At 56.0% G+C, this 16800-nt stretch carries 14 protein-coding genes; 10 read left to right on the forward strand and 4 right to left on the reverse strand.

Annotated elements, in window-relative coordinates:
• The first annotated feature begins 112 nt into the window (after positions 1-112).
• A complete protein-coding gene (locus WBC85_RS12850; RefSeq protein ID WP_424437788.1) occupies positions 113-544 on the forward strand; it encodes a hypothetical protein in 432 nt (143 codons plus the stop codon).
• On the opposite strand, the gene WBC85_RS12855 is transcribed toward WBC85_RS12850, so the two are convergent.
• A complete protein-coding gene (locus tag WBC85_RS12855; protein WP_424437791.1) occupies positions 532-1671 on the reverse strand; it encodes an acyl-CoA dehydrogenase family protein in 1140 nt (379 codons plus the stop codon). The two genes, WBC85_RS12850 and WBC85_RS12855, sit on opposite strands and share 13 nt — an antisense overlap.
• Positions 1668-2858 (reverse strand): acetyl-CoA C-acyltransferase, encoded by a 1191-nt coding sequence (locus WBC85_RS12860; protein ID WP_424437794.1) that lies wholly within the window; start codon positions 2856-2858, stop codon positions 1668-1670. The genes WBC85_RS12855 and WBC85_RS12860 overlap by 4 nt, the downstream gene beginning before the upstream one ends.
• A 74-nt stretch (positions 2859-2932) precedes the next feature.
• Between WBC85_RS12860 and WBC85_RS12865 the strand changes: the two genes are divergently transcribed.
• The 5 genes from WBC85_RS12865 (at position 2933) to WBC85_RS12885 (ending at position 10752) form a co-directional block, all read left to right on the forward strand.
• A complete protein-coding gene (locus WBC85_RS12865) occupies positions 2933-3928 on the forward strand; it encodes an AraC family transcriptional regulator (protein ID WP_424437797.1) in 996 nt (331 codons plus the stop codon).
• Between the two features lie 101 nt (positions 3929-4029).
• Positions 4030-6435 (forward strand): GcvT family protein, encoded by a 2406-nt coding sequence (locus WBC85_RS12870; RefSeq protein ID WP_424437800.1) that lies wholly within the window; start codon positions 4030-4032, stop codon positions 6433-6435.
• On the forward strand, positions 6432-7955 hold the full coding sequence (locus WBC85_RS12875; RefSeq protein ID WP_424437803.1) for a trimethylamine methyltransferase family protein: 1524 nt from the start codon (positions 6432-6434) through the stop codon (positions 7953-7955). The genes WBC85_RS12870 and WBC85_RS12875 overlap by 4 nt, the downstream gene beginning before the upstream one ends.
• A gap of 46 nt (positions 7956-8001) precedes the next feature.
• Positions 8002-9594, forward strand: a complete 1593-nt coding sequence (locus WBC85_RS12880) for a GMC family oxidoreductase (protein ID WP_424437806.1) — start codon at positions 8002-8004, stop codon at positions 9592-9594.
• 75 nt (positions 9595-9669) lie between these two features.
• Positions 9670-10752, forward strand: coding sequence for an alcohol dehydrogenase family protein (locus WBC85_RS12885; protein ID WP_424437809.1), 1083 nt, complete (start codon positions 9670-9672; stop codon positions 10750-10752).
• A 98-nt stretch (positions 10753-10850) separates the two neighbouring features.
• Here the strand turns inward: WBC85_RS12885 and WBC85_RS12890 are convergent, their stop codons facing one another.
• Positions 10851-11984 (reverse strand): alkane 1-monooxygenase, encoded by a 1134-nt coding sequence (locus tag WBC85_RS12890; RefSeq protein WP_424437812.1) that lies wholly within the window; start codon positions 11982-11984, stop codon positions 10851-10853.
• Entirely contained in the window at positions 11981-13012 is a 1032-nt protein-coding gene (locus WBC85_RS12895; protein ID WP_424437827.1) for an A/G-specific adenine glycosylase, read from the reverse strand. The genes WBC85_RS12890 and WBC85_RS12895 overlap by 4 nt, the downstream gene beginning before the upstream one ends.
• A gap of 154 nt (positions 13013-13166) precedes the next feature.
• Between WBC85_RS12895 and WBC85_RS12900 the strand changes: the two genes are divergently transcribed.
• From WBC85_RS12900 to WBC85_RS12915, 4 genes are all read left to right on the forward strand, one after another.
• A complete protein-coding gene (locus WBC85_RS12900; RefSeq protein WP_424437815.1) occupies positions 13167-13673 on the forward strand; it encodes a DUF721 domain-containing protein in 507 nt (168 codons plus the stop codon).
• A gap of 11 nt (positions 13674-13684) precedes the next feature.
• Positions 13685-14281 (forward strand): DsbA family protein, encoded by a 597-nt coding sequence (locus WBC85_RS12905; RefSeq protein ID WP_424437818.1) that lies wholly within the window; start codon positions 13685-13687, stop codon positions 14279-14281.
• Positions 14278-15393, forward strand: a complete 1116-nt coding sequence (locus WBC85_RS12910; protein ID WP_424437821.1) for a CaiB/BaiF CoA transferase family protein — start codon at positions 14278-14280, stop codon at positions 15391-15393. Before WBC85_RS12905 ends, WBC85_RS12910 begins: the two co-directional genes overlap by 4 nt.
• Before the next feature lie 63 nt (positions 15394-15456).
• A complete protein-coding gene (locus WBC85_RS12915; RefSeq protein ID WP_424437824.1) occupies positions 15457-16626 on the forward strand; it encodes an MFS transporter in 1170 nt (389 codons plus the stop codon).
• Positions 16627-16800 lie beyond the last annotated feature (174 nt).

The following is a 16800-nucleotide window of genomic DNA, read 5'->3' on the forward strand; positions in this document are numbered from 1 at the left end:
GGCTGGGGGTTTCACCCCCAGACCCCCAGGATATTTTTGGAGAGAGGAAAGGAGTGCGCGGCTTTTGTTGCGAGCGGCTCGCAATATGGCGGATGCACCCTATATATCTTTCATGAACAGACGAACATTTAACACCGGTCTTGTTGGCGGCGCTGTAGCTGCTGTTATGCCAATTCCTGCTGCGGCCAAAGCAGTGAGCGCAACGCAAAGCGGTCCTTTATATGCATGGGCCGTGGCAATTGCGCGTGCGCAGAACCGTGCGTCACCTACTTTGCTTGCCCATCAATTGCGGATTTCCCAAGCCGCTGCGTCAGAACTTTATGCCAGTCTCATCGCCAATGGTGTGATCCGTGCGCCGTTGTTTGGCGGCATGGCAAAAGCTTCGGAACCCTTGTTTCGGGGTTCAAAACTGCGCGTTGTCAAAGCCAGGCTGGGTGAACCAGCGAGAGCGAAGCTCAACGACATCAAACAAGCGTTAGATCGCGTCGTTAGTGAAGATGCACCCGAATTGGAAACGGACGCATCTGGCGATCAGGCAACTTGATCCAGGTTGCGAGCGATGACCAAACGTTGAATATCGCTGGTGCCCTCATAGATCTGGCAGATACGCACATCGCGGTAGATCCGCTCGACCGGATAGTCGGAAAGATAGCCATATCCGCCGTGGGTCTGGATCGCGTCCGAGCAGACCTTCTCTGCAATCTCTGAAGCAAAGAGTTTGGCCATGGAGGCCTCTGTCAGACAGGGGATGCCCGCCTCTTTGAGCGAGGCTGCGTGCAAAACCATCTGGCGCGCTGCTTCAACTTGGGTAGCCATGTCGGCGAGGCGGAAGCCAACAGCCTGATGGTTGGCGATCGCAGTGCCGAAGGAAGTGCGTTCAGCTGCGTAATCGCGCGCTACTTTCAGTGCCGAACGGGCCATGCCCACTGCCTGCGCAGCGATGCCAATACGCCCGCCCTCCAGGTTAGCAAGCGCGATTTTGTAGCCTTCGCCCTCAGTGCCGAGCATGTTTTCAGCGGGCACGCGCATATCGGTGAAGGCAAGCTGACATGTGTCCGAACAGTTAAGGCCCAGCTTTTCTTCGACGCGCACGACCTCGTAACCGGGGGTGTCGGTTTCAACGATGAAAGCAGAGATGCCTTTCTTGCCCGCGTCCTTATCGGTGACGGCAAAGACGATAATCATCTGGCCATTTTTGCCCGATGTGATGAACTGCTTGGCCCCGTTGATGACGTAATGATCCCCGTCGCGCACGGCCGTTGTTTTTAGGTTTGATGCGTCAGAACCAGCTTGCGGTTCGGTCAAGGCAAAGCCGCCGATCCATTCCCCGGAGGCCAGCTTGGGCAGGTATTTCTGTTTTTGCGTTTCAGTGCCATAACGCAGGATCGGCACGCAACCGACCGAACTGTGCACGGACAGGATAGTCGAGACAGGGCCGTCGCCTGCTGCGATCTCTTCCAGCGCCAACGCATATGCCACTGCGCCTGTGTCAGAGCCGCCATATTCCTCGGGCACCAACATGCCCATAAGGCCCAGCTCGCCCATCTGGCTTAGCTCTGCGCGGGGGAATTCCCTTGAGCGGTCGCGCGCTTCAGCGGTGGGCCAGAGCACCTCTTGGGCGAACTGGCGGGTCATCTCGCGAATCGCGTCTTGGGTTTCGTTCAGGATCATTGCATCATCTCCAGTGCTACTGCTGTTGCTTCGCCGCCGCCAATACAGACTGAGGCGATGCCGCGTTTCATGTCTCGTGCTTGTAATGCGCCCATCAGCGTCACCATGATCCGCGCGGCAGAGGCACCGATTGGATGCCCCAACGCGCAGGCACCTCCGTGTACGTTCACCTTGTCGTGGGGCAGATCAAGTTCCCGCATCGCGGCCATTGGGACCACGGCGAAGGCTTCGTTGATTTCGAAAAGATCAACGTCCTTCAGGTTCCACCCCGTCTTGTTCGCCAGCTTGGTAAGCGAACCGATAGGGGCGGTCGGGAAAAGGCCCGGCTTGTCCGCGTGACTGGCATGAGCGACCATGCGGGCGATGGGGGTAAGGCCGCGCTTTTCTGCCTCTGAGGCCCGCATCATGACCATTGCGGCAGCGCCATCAGAGATAGACGAGGCATTGGCGGCAGTCACCGTGCCATCCTTTCGAAAAGCAGGGCGGAGGTTTCTGATCTTGTCGCGCTTGGCCTTGCCGGGTTGTTCGTCTGTGCCAATAAGCAGCTCTTCGCGCCGGTTGCTAACCGTAACGGGTGTGATTTCCGCGTCAAAGCCACCGCCGTTGATAGCTGCAAGCGCACGGTCCAGAGACGCAATCGCGTAATCATCCTGTGCCTCGCGGGTGAATTGATAGCTCTCCGCGCAATCTTCGGCAAAGGTGCCCATCAAACGCCCCTTGTCGTAAGCATCCTCTAAGCCGTCAAAGAACATGTGATCTTTAAGCTCGGCATGACCCATGCGCAGGCCTGCGCGGGCCTTTTCGATCAGGTAGGGCGCGTTGGACATGCTTTCCATCCCGCCTGCGACGACGATATCATGGGATCCAGCCTTTAGCATGTCATGGGCATACATTGCGGCCTTCATGCCAGAGCCGCACATCTTGTTCAGCGTCGTGCATGTGGCCGATAGCGGTAGACCCGCGCCAAGCGCCGCTTGGCGGGCAGGTGCCTGACCCTGACCTGCGCCAAGCACATTTCCGAATGCGACTTCTTCTACATCTTCGGGCGCAATGCCGGCGCGCTCGACAGCCGCTTTGATCGCGGCAGAGCCGAGTGTGGCGGCGGTGACAGAGGCGAAATCGCCTTCAAACCCGCCCATGGGCGTGCGCGCCATTGAGACGATGACGATTGGATCTTTGTCGGACATGTGGATCTCCCTATCTGTCTGCATGGGATAGACGAAACTGGACTGGCAAACTATGCTCTTAAAGCATCCGGTATTTGAGCTATTTTGCCATGAATGACGTCTACATCTCCAATGCATTTGTCAGTGAAGCGCTTGAATGCGCGCGGCGCGGCGGGGTGGACATCATGGCGTTGCTGCGCAATGCCAAAATAGAAGAACCGGGTGGTGGGCGTGTCAGCCCTGAAGCCTTTGGCCGGCTGTGGCTGGGTATCGCTGAGGCGATGAACGACGAATTTTTCGGCAACGCTGCGCGCCCGATGCGGCCAGGCTCGTTCGCCTTGATGGGACATGCGGTTCGTGATGCTGCAACAGTTGAGATCGGGCTGCGCCGTGCGCTGCGTTTTTTGCGTGTGGCGATTGATGAACCCTATGGGGTGCTATCTGTGAAAGACGGTGTTGCGCAGATTGAGCTGCACGACAGCATGCGCAACCGAAGCGCCTTTGCCTATCGCACCTATTGGGTGATCCTGCATGGCCTGACCTGTTGGCTGGCCCGTTCACGCATCCCGCTATACGGGCTTGATATCACTTGCACCGCACCGCGTGCGCGGGAAGATTATCGCCAGTTCTTTGGCGCGCCTGTGCGCTTTGAGGCGTCATTCGGCGCCCTTCGCTTTGACGCGCGATATCTGCGTCGCCCAGCCAAACGGAGTGAAATGGCTTTGAAACGGTTCTTGCGGGCTGCTCCTGGCAATTTTCTGATCGGGTACAAGTATGACGAGGGGCTTCTGGGCGCGGTGATGGAACGCTTGAAGTCGCAGCCTGCTGAGGAATGGCCAACTTTGCCAAATCTGGCGCAGGCATTGGGGCAATCACCCGCCACATTACGCCGTCGCCTGGAAAGTCAAGGCCATAGCTATCGCGGCCTTAAAGCTGATCTAAGGCGCGAGCGCGCGCAGACGATGCTTCGCGACAACGCATTATCCGTGTCGGAGATTTCGCATCGCTTGGGTTATGCCGAACCAAGTGCCTTTTTTCGGGCGTTCAAGGGTTGGACAGGTCAATCTCCCGATGCCTGGAGGCAAAAGTAGCGACAAACATTGTCGCAGGCAGGCCAGCGCGGAAGCGCTGAGCACATGAACCTGTTTCTAAAGAAACAGACATAACGCAGCCGCATTTAGGGAGATTTAGAATGAAATCGCATTACAGAGTTGTCGTGATTGGTGGCGGCGTTGTGGGTACATCCGTGCTTTATCATCTGGCCAAGATGGGTTGGTCTGATGTCTGCCTCATTGAGCGCTCTGTTTTGACGGCAGGCTCGTCCTGGCATGCAGCAGGGGGTATTCATGCGCTGAACGCGGATCCTAACATCGCGCAGCTACAGGCTTATACGATCGACCTGCTCAGCGAGATTGAGAAGGAAAGCGGCCAGAATATCGGCCTGCACATGACCGGCGGTTTGACTATGGCAGGCACGCCGGATCGTTGGGAATGGCTGCAATCGGCCTATCGCACTTTCCAATCCATCGGCATCGAGGATTGTCGCCTTGTAAGTGTCGAGGAAGCGGTCGAGTTGAACCCGATCATGTCGGGCGAGGGTCTGCTCGGGGGAATGTGGGCCGATCGCGAGGGGTATATTGATACCACGGGAACGGTACATGCATACGCGGGTGCGGCTAAAAAGAACGGTGCGACAGTGATCGAACACAACCGCGTTCTGGAACTGAATCAAACGCTGCAAGGCTGGGAGGTTGTGACTGAAAAGGGGACGATCTCTTGCGAGCATGTGGTTAATGCTGGTGGCCTTTGGGCCAAGCAAGTGGGCCGAATGGCAGGCATCGAATTGCCAGTCTCGCCGCTTAACCACCACTACCTGATTTCCGATACAATCCCTCAGCTGGAAGAGCTGGATTTCGAAGTTCCGATGACCGTGGACCTAGAAGGGTTCACCTATCTGCGGCAGGATCAGAAGGGCGTGCTACTTGGTATTTACGAGGTCGATCACCAGCATTGGATGATGGATGGCGCGCCTTGGGAGTACGGGTTCGAGCTGCAACAGGAAGACCCGGATCGCATCGAAAAAGAGCTTATCATGGGCTTTGAGCGCTATCCGGCCTTGCAGGATGTAGGCGTCAAAACATGGGTGAACGGCGCGTTCACCTTCTCGCCCGATGGCAACCCCTTGGTTGGCCCCGTCCCCGGAAAACGCGGTTATTGGACCGCCTGCGCCGTCATGGCCGGCTTCTTGCAGGGCGGCGGCGTTGGCAAATCGCTTGCGGAATGGATCATCCATGGTGAACCAGAGGCAGATGTCTACGGTATGGACGTGGCGCGCTATGGCATTTGGGCGGAAAACAAACAGTACATCAAAGAGACCACAGGCCAGTTCTACACTCGCCGTTTCGTGATGACCTACCCGAACGAGCAATTGCCTGCGGGTCGTCCGCTCAAGATGGCACCTGCCTATAGCGATATGACCGAAGCAGGCTGCCAATGGGGACAAAGCTGGGACATGGAAGTGCCGCTTTACTTTGCTGAGAAAGGTTTCAAGGAAACACCGTCGCTCAAGCGCTCTAACGCGTTTGATATTGTGGCGAATGAATGCAAAGCCGTGCGTGAAAAAGTTGGCTTGCTCGACATTTCTGGCTTCTCCCGTTTTGAGGTGTCTGGCGCGGGCGCGGAAGCTTGGCTCAACACGATCTTCTCAACCAAACTGCCCAAACCCGGCCGTGCACGGCTTGCTGTCGCGCTGGGCGAGGACGGGCGTTTGAAAGGCGATCTCACCCTCTTTAACTGGGGCGATGGCACCTATTGGATCATGGGCAGTTATTATCTGCGCCGCTGGCACATGCGCTGGTTTGACGATCATATGGGCGCGAACGTGCAGGTGCGTGATCTGGGTGATGAGGTCTGCGGGTTCTCGATCTCTGGTCCAAAATCCAGGGCGGTGATCGAAAAGCTGACGGATGGCCCGATTGGCGACCTGCCCTTCATGGGGTGCGGCGAGTTTGACATCGGCATGCTGCGTTGCAAGGTCGGGCGTCTGTCGGTCACTGGTGAGATGGGCTACGAAATCAACTGCCGCATGGGCGATCACATCACATTGCGCAAAACGCTGCTGGCAGCGGGTGCGGATGAGGGCATGATCGAGTTCGGCTTTAACGCGCTCTTGAGTCTACGCATTGAAAAAAGCTACGGGATCTGGTCCGCCGAGTTCACCCAAGGCTATACCCCCGGCATGACGGTAATGGATCGCTGGATTGATTGGGACAAATCCGGCTTTGTCGGTGAAGTGGCCGCGCGCGCAGAGCGCGATGGTAACGGTCCGGCCCAAGTGCAGGTGACGCTTGAGGTTGAAGCAGAGGATGCAGATGCCAGTGGCTATGAGCCGATCTGGAAGGATGGCAAGAAGGTTGGCTTTGTCACCTCTGGCGGCTTTGGGCATACATTGGGGAAATCGCTGGCTATGGCGTTGGTCGATGTTGATTGTGCAGGCGAAGGTAGTGAATTGACCACACATATCGTCGGCGTAGAACGCAGGGCCAAAGTCATCGCGCCATCGCCCTATGATCCCGCTGGCAAAGCGATGCGAGGATGAGAAAGGGACGCAAAGCGCGCCAGGCAAGCGACGCAGCGCCTGCCCGCAAAGTCGATTACCGCAATTTGAAGAACCCTTTTCCGCAGATGAAAGCATTCAGCGATGACCACATCGCAACAATGCATGAGGCCGCGCTTGATATGTTGGAGCGGCTTGGCATCAAGGTGCTCTTGCCCGAAGCGCGCGATGCGTTTCGCAAGGCAGGGGCGAAAGTCGATGAGAGCACTGAAATGGTTTTCATTGGGCGCGAGATTGTTCAGGCCGCGCTTGCGAGCGCGCCCAAGTCCATTCCCGTTGCAGGCGGTGCGCGCGATCGTGACATCGTGCTGGAGCTGGGCAATCTGGTGTTCCAACCGGGCGCTGGCGCGCCCCATGCAAGCGACAGGATCAAAGGGCGCAGACCCGGTACGTGGGAAGACTACCAAGACCTGACGCGGCTTACCCAACATTTTGATGTGCTTCACATGGTCCCACCGCTGGTCGAGCCCCAAGATATCCCTATGCACCTGCGCCATTATGCGACGATGGATGCGCAGTTGCGACTGACGGACAAAGTGCCATTTGTGTTCTCGCGGGGCACGCCGCAGGTTGAGCAAAGTTTTGAAATGCTCGCAGGTTTTCGCGGCTTGTCGGACGACGCATTTCATGCAGGGTCGCAGTGCTATACAATTATCAACACCAACTCGCCGCGCACGATTGATATCCCCATGGCACAGGGGTTGATCGATTTCGCCAAGGCAGGGCAGGTTTCAATTGTGACGCCCTTCACCTTGATGGGCGCGATGGCACCGATCACTGTGGCAGGCGCGATCACCCTGAGCCATACAGAAGCGCTGGCTGCAATCACACTGACGCAGATCACACGCGAAGGCGCGCCCGTGTGCTACGGCACATTCACCTCTAACGTGGATATGAAAAGCGGCGCGCCTGTCTTTGGCACGCCAGAGCACTTCCGCGCGTCACTCGCGGCGGGCCAGCTTGCGCGCTTGATCGGCCTGCCTTGGCGCTCTGCTTCGGGGAGCGCGGCGAATAGCAATGATGTTCAGGCGGCCAATGAAACCCAATTTGGTACATGGGGTTGTCTCATGGCGGGGGCCACAGTTGTGATCCACGCAGCGGGTTGGCTTGAGGGCGGTTTGACCGTCTCTTATGAAAAGCTGATAACAGATATCGAAGTGCTGCAAATGGTGGCAGAGCTTTGCGCAGCGGGCGAGACTGGCGGCGCAGATTTGGGTCTTGATGCAATTGAAGATGTGCAACCCGGTGGGCATTTCTTTGGCACACCGCATACGATGGCGCGCTATCAGACAGAGTTCTACGAACCGCTTGTCGCGGATTACGCCAACTTCGGCACATGGACAGAGCGCGGTGAAACGGACGCGACAACGCGCGCTACCGGGATTTGGCAAGACATTCTTGCGCAGCCTTCCCCGATCAAGCCTGATGACAATGCAATGGGCCAATTGCAGGACTACATCGCTAAGGCGACTGCGGCAGGTGGTGCAGCACCTGTCAGTTAAAATCTATGTTATGTAGACTTTTTGTACGTAATGAGAGGACCCCGCTTTGGAGGCTGATTTTATTGTTGTCGGTGCTGGCTCTGCTGGCTGTGTTCTTGCCAATCGCCTAAGTGCGAACCCGAAGAACCGAGTCATTTTGCTGGAAGCGGGCGGGCGGGACAGCAATCCGTGGATTCACATTCCTGTCGGTTATTTCAAAACCATTCATAATCCAAAGGTTGATTGGTGTTACAAGACAGAACCTGATGCAGGCTTGAATGGTCGCTCGATCGAATGGCCGCGCGGCAAGGTTCTGGGCGGCTCATCTTCGCTAAATGGGTTGCTGTATGTGCGAGGGCAGCCGCAGGATTATGATCGCTGGCGCCAGATGGGCAATGTTGGTTGGGGTTGGGACGACGTGCTGCCGCTCTTTAAGCGGTCCGAGAACAATGAACGCGGCGCGGATGAATTTCACAGTGATAGCGGCGAATTATCCGTATCCAACATGCGTATCCAACGGCCCATCACCGATGCATGGATCGAGGCAGCGCAAGCGGCCGGGCATAAATTCAATGCCGATTACAATGGCAAGGAACAGGAGGGCGTCAGCTTCTTCCAACTGACCGCGCGCAATGGGTTGCGCTGCTCCGCCGCTGTCGCATTTTTGCGACCGATAAAGTCTCGCAAGAACTTGCAAATTGTTACCCACGCCCAAGTGCAAAAGGTGGTGATCGAAAGCAACCGGGCAACGGCCGTGCTCTACAAGGATCGTGCTGGCAACCTTCAGTCGGTCAAGGCACGCAAAGAGATTGTGATCTCTGGCGGTACTATCAACTCGCCCCAGATACTGATGCTTTCAGGGATCGGTGATCCAGCACAGCTTTCCCAGCACGGAATAGCGGTGGTCAAAGACTTAAAAGGTGTGGGCAAAAACATGCAGGATCATTTGCAAGCGCGCCTTGTTTATAAATGCAATGAGCCGACTTTAAACAACGAAGTGGGCTCGGTGTTCGGGCAGGCCAAAATCGGCTGGAAGTACATCACGTCCCGCACTGGCCCGATGACGATGGCAGCAAGCCTTGCGACAGGTTTCCTTAAAACGCACGAGGATCTTGAAACGCCAGACATTCAATTTCACGTTCAACCGCTCTCTGCCGTGAACCCCGGAATGGGCGCTGACAAATTCGCGGCCTTCACCATGTCTGTCTGTCAGCTTCGCCCCGAATCCAAGGGTGAAATCCGTCTCGCCAACGCAGATCCTTTGACCTACCCAAAGATCATTCCGAACTATCTGTCTACCGAAACGGACCGGCGAACCGTCGTTGCTGGGGTCAACATCGCGCGAAATATCGCGCGCCACGCGCCACTTTCCGCGAAGATTTCCCAAGAATATCGCCCCCATGCCTCGCTCGATATGAATGACTATGACGCAACGCTGGATTGGGTGCGCAATAACACCGCCTCGATCTATCACCCGACGGGCACCTGTAAGATGGGCCACGACGATATGTCGGTTGTGGATGATAAACTTCGTGTGCACGGCATCATGGGTTTGCGCGTCGCCGATTGCTCGATCATGCCAGAGATCGTCAGCGGCAACACAAATGCGCCCGCGATCATGATCGGTGAAAAGGCAAGCGAGCTAATTCTAAACGGCTAAACATTGCATTCGATCAATATGGTGTGAAATGACTCACTTAGCGAATTACTTGAATGAAAGAGGCAGGACGACCCTATGAGCATCCCCAAAACAATGCGCGCCATGGTGACGATGGGCCACGGTGATCTAGATCAGATCGTATTACACGACGATTGGCCCACGCCAGTTGCGAGGGCAGGCGAAGTGCTGGTCAAGGTCGGTGCCTGTGGTCTTAATAATACTGACGTGAACACCCGCGTCGGTTGGTATTCAAAAGCTGTGACAGAGGCGACCTCGGGCGAAGGCTACGAGACGATTGACTCCGATGATCCGTCTTGGGGCGGTGCGCCGATTTCCTTTCCACGCATCCAGGGGGCGGATGCCTGCGGTGTGATAGTCGCAGTCGGAAAAGGCGTCGATCCTGCGCGCATTGGCGAGCGCGTGATTACAGACAACTGGCTGCGCGACGAAAGCGATCTGGGGGATTTGAACAAAACGGGATACTTCGGCTCTGAACGCGATGGGGGCTTTGCAGAATACACCACCATGCCCGCGCGCAATGCGCTTGCTGTGCAATCTGACCTTACTGATGCCGAACTCGCCACCTTTTCCTGCTCCTACTCCACGGCAGCGGGGATGCTGACCCGCGCGCATGTCACGGCCAACGATACAGTCCTCGTTCCAGGGGCATCTGGCGGCGTAGGCGGTGCGCTGGTGCAACTGGCAAAACGGCGCGGCGCGCGCGTCATTGCACTGGCCTCCCTGCCCAAACACGCAGATGTTGCCGCTTTGGGAGCGGACGTTGTTCTTCCGCGTGCGCCCGACGATCTGCGCAACGCGCTTGGGGATGAAAAAATCACCGTGGTTGCAGATGTGGTAGGTGGCCCGTATTGGCCGACGCTGATCGACATTCTGGAACGCGGGGGCCGCTACACATGTTCAGGTGCCATTGCGGGTCCGATGGTCGAACTGGATCTACGCACCTTCTACCTACGCGATCTGACCTTCACAGGGTCGACAGTTATCACCGCGGAAGTCATGCCTAACCTGATCGCTTACATTGAATCTGGCACGATCAAACCCGCTCTGGCCGCGACCTTCCAGTTAGAACAATTACAGGCGGCACAAGCTGCATTTATCGACAAACAGCATACAGGAAACATTGTCGTAACGCCCTAAGCGTTTCCTCTCTCCCTAAATATCCCGGGGGAGTCTCGGCTTTGCCGAGACGGGGGCTGGCCCCCTCCCACGGCGACGCGGAACGCGGCGCAAAACCCTTAGCGTGGCAGAGGGTTCCTTGCTTTGTTGTAATCATGCCATTGGGTGATCTCGGGATAATACATATCGCGCCAGCGCTGCACGCGTGGGTTCATGATTCGCTTCCAAAGGCGCGGATACATCGCTGCCATGGTCATTATCGGATAGCTATAAGGCAATTGTGGCGCGTCCGCTTCGGTGTAGTTTTGTAAAAGCGGAAACCGGCGATCGGGCTTGTAATGATGATCCGAATGGCGCTGCAAATTAATCAAAAGCCAATTGGATGCCCTGTGCGCTGCGTTCCATGAATGGCGTGGTTGCACATGCTCGTATTTGCCGTCGCCAAGGTGCTTACGGGTCAAACCATAGTGTTCCACATAGTTGACCAGCTCCAGCTGCCAGATCGCGACAAATGATTGGAAAATGAACAGCCCGGCGCCAGCCCAGCCCCCCAAAATCAACGCCAGCAAAAGCATCGCCGCCTGAAGTGCCCAATACCGAAAGAACGGGTTCGACAGGTCCGACCAAGGCAAGTCCTTGCGCGCCAGCATGTCTTTTTCAGCCTTGAATGCTGACTGCCAGCATTCACGAAGAACGCGCGGAAAGAAACGGTGGAAGCCCTCGCCGTAGCGTGCGGTTACGGGATCGCGCGGCGTGCCGACATAGCGATGATGCACCAGCAAATGTTCGGAGCGAAAATGCGAATAGAGCACCATCGCCAAAAGGGCATCGCCAAGCCAACGCTCGAGTTTGTTCTTTTGGTGCATCAGCTCGTGGCTGTAGTTGATGCCTATTGTTCCAGTCGCGACGCCAACACTAAAGAACAAGCCTATCTTTTCCCACGTGCCTAGGTGTTCCGCCTGACCTACGTAGTAAATCAACCCGAAGATCGTCAAAAATTGAATGGGCACCCATGCGGATGTTAACAATTTGTACCATTTCAGATCATGTTCGGCGGTGTCTGTGTCGACGTTCTCAAGGTTTAGGCCGACAGCAATATCAAGGCCTGTAAACAAATACCAAGTCAGCACAGGAATAATCAAAACCCACCAGCCCCCGACGAAAGCGGCGAACCAGATTGCGGGGATAAGCACGAATGATATCCAGAAAGGCAGTGCGCTTTGCAGCTTTGCAGCGGTTTGCGATGAAATCATTTGGCTTTACTCCTGACAGGGGTCTTGTCGTCCGTTTTACGCCCGCCAGATGCCAAATCAAAGACCTTACGCATCACAGTTGGCAGATCTGAGGGACGAAACTCCTCCAAAGCGACGAAATGTCCGACGCTGGATGCTCGATCCATAGGCACAAGCGCGGTTTTAACGACGAGGCGCAAATGAAAATGAGTGAACGTATGGCGCGCTTCGCCTTCGATTACTTTCCATTCGGCTTTTATCGGCGCTGCCTCGTTTGGCGTATCTTCGCTCCACTCGCTTCCGGGCCAGCCTAACATGCCGCCTAAAAGCCCTTTGTCGGGCCGTGTTTCAAGCAGATAGGCACCATCTACGCGGCGCGCGACATAAGCGATGCCAAGCCGGATCGGTTTGGGCCTTTTCGGTGTTTTCTTGGGCAACTCAATATGAGTGCCCGCGATGCGCCCCATGCAGGGTTCGCGCCACGGACAAAGGCCGCACGCAGGATTCTTGGGGGTGCAAATAGTTGCCCCGAGGTCCATCACCGCCTGAGCATAATCACCAGCGCGCTTTCGAGGTGTCAGGTTTTCGGCCAAGGCCATCAACTCGGGCTTTGCCGCAGGCAAGGGCGTGTGCCGATCATAAAGCCGTGCCATAACACGTTCGACGTTTCCGTCCAGAACCGTTTCAGGCAGACCATATGCGATCGACGAGATCGCAGCGGCTGTGTAGGGGCCGATCCCCGGCAGTTTCAACAGCTCTGCATGGGTGTTTGGAAAGACGCCGCCATGTTCATCGGCCACAACCCGCGCGCATTTCAAAAGATTGCGCGCCCGCGCGTAATAGCCAAGGCCAGCCCATTCGCCCATCACATCTGCATCCTTCGCAGAGGCAAGATCCGTGACGGTTGGCCAGCGCGTAGTGAAGCGTGTGAAATATTCTTTAACGGCGGCAACAGTTGTCTGTTGCAGCATCACTTCGCTCATCCAGATACGATAGGGGTCGGGGCGCACGCCTGCACGCACATCAGCGGGGCTGACCCGCCATGGCATTTCGCGAGCGTGGCGATCATACCACTCTAGGATGCTCAAAGGATTAACGATCTCACGCAATGTTTATGCGCCCTTGTGTTCGGTTTCGCTGGCACCCAGCGCGTGTCGCTTTAAGATAGGCTCGAACTCCAAGATGCAAGTCAGGACAGTGCATATGGCGCAGCGTCGCCCAACAACCAAAGGATTTACACGCACGTCGAGCCTGCTGAGCCAGCGGATTCGCAAAGCGTCCGAGTCGCGTGGTTTTGCACAATCCCGGCTTCTGACCCATTGGGAAGAAGTTGTTGGCGCTGATCTGGCCGCAATCGCCCGTCCTGTAAATGTCAGCTATGCACGTCAGGGATTTGGCGCTTCGTTGACGATTTTAACGACAGGCGCGAACGCACCGATTGTCGAAATGCAAAAGGAACAAATCCGCGCCAAGGTTAATGCGGTTTATGGCTATAACGCGATTAGCCGCGTTCGTATCACCCAAACGGCCCCGACTGGTTTTGCCGAAGGCCGCCCCGTTTTTGAACGTGACGTGACCCCGAAAAAACCAGAGCCAAGCCCCGAAATCAAACGCGCCGCAGAACAATCGGCAGGCGGCGTACAAAGCGATGATTTGCGCATAGCCCTTGAGCGGCTGGCGCAAAACGTACTAACAAAATTCAAAACCTAAGGAGAAGCCAAATGCTTCGCACTCTAATGTCTGCCGCAGCTGCGGTTCTTTTTAGCCTGAGCATGGCGAGCGCTGAAGAAAGCGATATTGTCGATATGGTTCAAGGCAATGCAGATGCAAAAGTCGAGATCATCGAATATGCTTCGCTGACGTGCCCGCATTGTGCAACGTTTCATGCTGGCCCCTATAAAGACCTGAAGAAAGACTACATCGAAACTGGCAAAGTAAAATTCGTTTTCCGCGAAGTATACTTTGACCGCTTTGGTCTTTGGGGTTCCATGATCGCACGTTGCGCTGGGCCTGACCGTTTCTTCGGCATGACCGATTTGATCTTTAAAGAGCAATCCAATTGGGCGCGTGCCGGCGAGCCTGCGGCGATTGTTGCGGAATTGCGTAAACTTGGCCTTAAAGGCGGGATGAGCGAAGAAACCCTGGATGCCTGCCTTGAAGACGCTGACAATGCTCAGGCGCTTGTTGGTTGGTATCAAGCCAACGCAGAACGCGACAACGTGCGTTCCACACCGTCATTCTTGATCAATGGCGAACCTTACTCCAACATGAACTATGCAGACCTTTCTGCGATCATCGAGGAAAAACTCGCCGAATGAGCACTCCACTTGCAGGACTGAAAGTCGTCGAACTGGCGCGTATTTTGGCTGGCCCCTGGGCTGGCCAAACATTGGCTGATCTCGGTGCAGAGGTCATCAAAGTCGAAGCGCCAGCGGGCGATGATACCCGGCGCTGGGGTCCTCCGTTCATTGAACGCGACGGGGATGTTTCGGCGGCCTATTTCCATTCCTGCAATCGCGGTAAAAAGTCGGTCACAGCAGATTTTCGAACCGAAGAAGGCCAAGCCTTTGTAAAATCGCTATTGGCTGATGCAGATATCGTCATCGAGAATTTCAAAGTTGGCGGGCTTGCCAAATACGGTCTTGATTACGCGTCCTTGAAGGAAGAATTCCCGGCACTGATCTATTGCTCGATCACCGGCTTTGGTCAAACGGGCCCCTACGCGCATCGCGCGGGTTACGACTTTATCATTCAAGGCATGTCGGGCCTTATGTCCATCACGGGCGAGCCGGGTGGACAGCCACAAAAATCCGGTGTCGCGATCACCGATATCTTCACAGGGGTTTATGCGGTCGCAGGCATCCTTGCGGCGGTGCATCAGCGTCACAGCACAGGCAAGGGCCAGCACATTGATATGGCGCTCTTGGACGTCGCTGCCGCGGTGACGGGAAACCAAGCGATGAACTATCTGGCGACAGGCGTTGCGCCGCGCATGATGGGTAACGCTCATATCAATCTTACGCCGTATCAGGTGTTTGATTGCGCTGATGGTCACATCATCATCGCTACAGGCAATGATTCCCAATACCAACGTCTTTGCCTTTTACTTGGGATTGAAGCGATGGGGACCGAAGCAAAGTTCGCGGCAAACTCCGATCGCATTGCCAATCGCGATGAAATGACGGCACGTCTGACTGAGCAGACCATGAAGATGACCAAGGGCGAGTTACTGGCCGCTTGCGAAGCTCAGGGTGTGCCAGCGGGCCCGATCAATGATATGGGCGAGATGCTGAATGACCCGCAAATCAAGGCGCGCGGTATGCAGATCGAACTGGACGGCGTTCCCGGCGTGCGCGCCCCTTTTGTTTTTTCGGGCGCAGAACTTTCGCTGGATCGCCCTTCACCCAAGCTGGGTGAAGATAACACCTAGGCTTGTGAGGGTGGCAGATTTCAGTCAAGGCTGAAATCAGTTTCCAGCAAAAAGAAGCCTTTGATGAATATCGGATTGATCCTTCTCAGCCTCGCCTATGTTCTAAGCCAGTTCTACCGGGCGTTCCTAGCGGTTCTTACCGACGTTCTAGGCACGGATCTTGGCGCAACGCCCGATATGCTTGCGACGGCTTCGGGGCTCTGGTTCTTGTCATTCGCTGTGATGCAAATACCGGTTGGCTGGGCGTTGGATGCGCTTGGTCCCAGGCGGACCTCGGCGACGCTATTGTTGATTGGCGGCGCAGGCGGCGCGGCTGTTTTCGCGCTTGCTGGTTCACCGATGCATATCAACATCGCGATGCTATTGATTGGCGTGGGCTGTTCGCCCGTTCTGATGGCCAGCTTTTATGTCTTTGCGCGAATGTATCCCGCGGCAATGTTCGCCACGCTTGGCGCTATTATGATTGGCGTTGGCTCATTGGGTAACCTCGCAGGCTCGGTTCCCTTGACCTGGGCGGTAGAGGTCTTTGGTTGGCGAGAAACGCTTTGGGCGCTTTCGGGGGTCACTGTGGTCATTGCGATCGGGCTTTGGTTCGTTATTACCGATCCGCCCGCACTGGAGAGCGACGAAAAAGGAACGCTGTTCGATCTGTTCAAGATTCGTGCGCTTTGGTTCATTTTGCCGCTGATGCTGGTCTACTACGCGCCTGCTGGCGCGATGCGTGGGCTCTGGATCGGTCCTTATGTCACGGATATGTTCGGGGGCAACGCAGGGATTGCCAGCCTTTGGATGGGCTGTGCGATGATTGCGGGCACCTTTGCTTATGGTCCTCTGGATCGTATGCTTGGCACGCGTAAATGGGTCGCTCTCGCGGGCAACGCGTTGGCTTGCCTGTCTTGTCTGCTATTGGGGCTTGGCGTTGCACAGGGCTATTGGAGCGCTGTTGCGCTTTTTGCAGCGGCGGGTTTCTTTGGTATGTCCTTCCCGCTGTTGATGGCTCACGGGCGGGCATTCATTCCCGCGCATTTGGTCGGACGGGGCGTCACGTTGATGAATCTTTTTGGCATCGGCGGCGTTGGTCTGTGGCAGGTTATCTCGGGACGCATGCATGCGGCGCTTTCACCGACTGCGGTGAATGTCTCGGATTCTTATCATGCGATATTCCTGTTCTTTGCCGCGATGCTTGCTATTGGCGTTTTCATCTATTCCTTTAGTGAAGATCGCATCGATTAAAGTCACAGCTGCTGCATTGCAGCACGAGACCCCTTTTCCAAACGTCCAGTTACGCGTATAGCAGCCGCGTTGGCGCGCACTCGTGCGCCCTCAAACCCGTAGAGGAGAAACCCGATGGGGTATAAAGTCGTCGTCGTTGGCGCCACCGGTAACGTGGGCCGTGAAATGTTGAAC

It is taken from the genome of Planktotalea sp. (assembly GCF_049680325.1).
GTDB lineage: Bacteria > Pseudomonadota > Alphaproteobacteria > Rhodobacterales > Rhodobacteraceae > Planktotalea.